Source organism: Parahaemophilus parainfluenzae (assembly GCF_001053575.1).
GTDB classification, from domain to species: domain Bacteria; phylum Pseudomonadota; class Gammaproteobacteria; order Enterobacterales; family Pasteurellaceae; genus Haemophilus_D; species Haemophilus_D parainfluenzae_S.
Map to the genome: position 1 here is coordinate 1 of NZ_JVSL01000034.1, position 1,917 is coordinate 1,917.

Here is a 1,917-nt window from a genome sequence, read left to right on the forward strand (position 1 = left end):
GCATGGCTGATGACGTTCATCCTAGTGATGAGCGTAAGCAAAACATTGAAATGTATGCCAAGGTTTTATTCAATGGAGATGAGGATAAAGCTAAAGAATATCAAGAAGGTCTAGAGCTTGCAGAGGCTCAGGGTCAAATTGATAGTATTAAAGACACAGCGGATGCGGTTGTTAATTTAGATGATACCGTAGTGTCTTTATGGGAAGCAATCTCAAACCCAGGGAAGACCTATAATAATGTTGTGGTCTCGTTGAAAGATTGGGATGAGGCTTATGCGCTTGCCCTTCAAGAAAATCCAAAACTCGCGGGTGAAATGCAAGGTTACCGCCAAGGTAAAATGAAAGGTGTTTCAACTGGAGGAGTGGTGCTAAGTGGTGCGGGATTGGCGTTAGTTAAGCCAATGGGAGCACTGAAAAACGGTGTGGTTGATTTTACTAAAAATCAAGTAAATAGAGTAGTTAATCACACTGTTTTGAATCGAGTAATTAATGAAGTTGATAATATCGCTGTATCAACTGATAAAGGATTTATCAATGCCACTAAAGTTTGTGGAGCAAGTTGTGAAATAAAAGCAACTAGTAAAGCTGAGCAAGCTTTAATCGATGACATTGTCAAAAATGGTGATATTAAAGGCGGAAAAACAGAGTCGTTAATTCATGGTTTAGCAAAACGTTCAGGTTATGAACCATTACAAGGCGGAAAATATGGCTCAAATAATGGTTTTGATCATGTGTTAGTGGGCAAAGATGGTTCAGTAGTCATTATTGATAGTAAACAAATAAAAGCTAATGGGGCAATTCAGGTGAGTTCTAAGGGGGTAGGAAACACCAATCAGTTGTCAAGTGAATGGATAAATGCAGTTTTGGATAAATTACCTAATAATGATCCAACTAAATTAGCAATAAAAAATGCGGAGCAGAATAGTAAATCAGTTAAAACAATTATAGCTGGTGTAGATAAATCAAATAGTAAAGTTGTGTTATTACCAGTGAAGATTCCTAATAAGAATTAGTCGTAAGAGGTGTAAATATGGAAAAGTATAAGGTTTTTTTAGGTAGTGAGATTGCTAAAACCTATGATGAAGCTAAGAATTTTACTCTAGCTAGAGTTGAGGAATATGTTAACTTCAATCATAAAGAATTATTTGCTACTTTAATTCCTATAGAAAATTTTACAGGAAATGTATTTCCTTTAGTTCATTATTTAAATGATTTTCATCGTGCATTAGCCTCTAAGCATTTATTAGAAAATGATATTTCAGGATTTAAAGAAAATGCTTCTATTGCAGGTTTCTTAGGTATTTTATCTAAGTATGATTTTCAATGGGCTTACAACGGGATTAATACAAATTTCTTTTTTATGATTTTGCTTTCAGATAATCAAAAGTTGATTGATTATTTAATTAAACATCGTGATGAAATTGTGGATATTTCAGTCCCCTATAAACGAACTGATACGAGACCTTTTTTTAATGCGAACACTTTATTGGCATTAAGTGGCGATTGGCAATTATTAAAAGAACGCGCACTCACATTCTTAAATGATGAGAAAAAAGCCCGTGGTGATTTAAAGCGCATTCCTGATCATGAATTTTATGTGACACTAGCAGATAAAAATATAAAAGGAATGCAAGAGGCTTTAGATAAATTACTCGAACTTAAGCTTGCTAAACGAGCAGCAAAAGACACCCTTTTACATTTTGATTTTTACTTGCAACCGCAAGTTTTAATGTATGCCAAAATCGCAGCAATCCACGGTTTTGATTTGGGTATTGATAGCCCTATAGCACCCAAAGAATTGATTGATATAAATCCATTAGCAGAATATAAAATTCCTTATGATTTTATGAAATTATTTGATTTTGATGCGCCCCATCAAGTTTGGGTAAATTATGTCAAACAAAGAATGGAAGAAGC

Annotated in this window: 2 protein-coding genes; both read left to right on the forward strand. The window is 34.3% G+C overall.

The genetic code is table 11. From position 1 onward, the window contains the following. Window positions 1–1,013 (forward strand): hypothetical protein (locus tag AC979_RS10505; protein ID WP_049373639.1); only part of this gene is annotated, 1,013 nt, incomplete at its 5' end. Window positions 1,014–1,030: 17 nt separating this feature from the next. Next, window positions 1,031–1,917, forward strand: an 887-nt coding sequence (locus AC979_RS07435) for an Imm49 family immunity protein (protein WP_049373641.1), incomplete at its 3' end; no start/stop codon positions are given.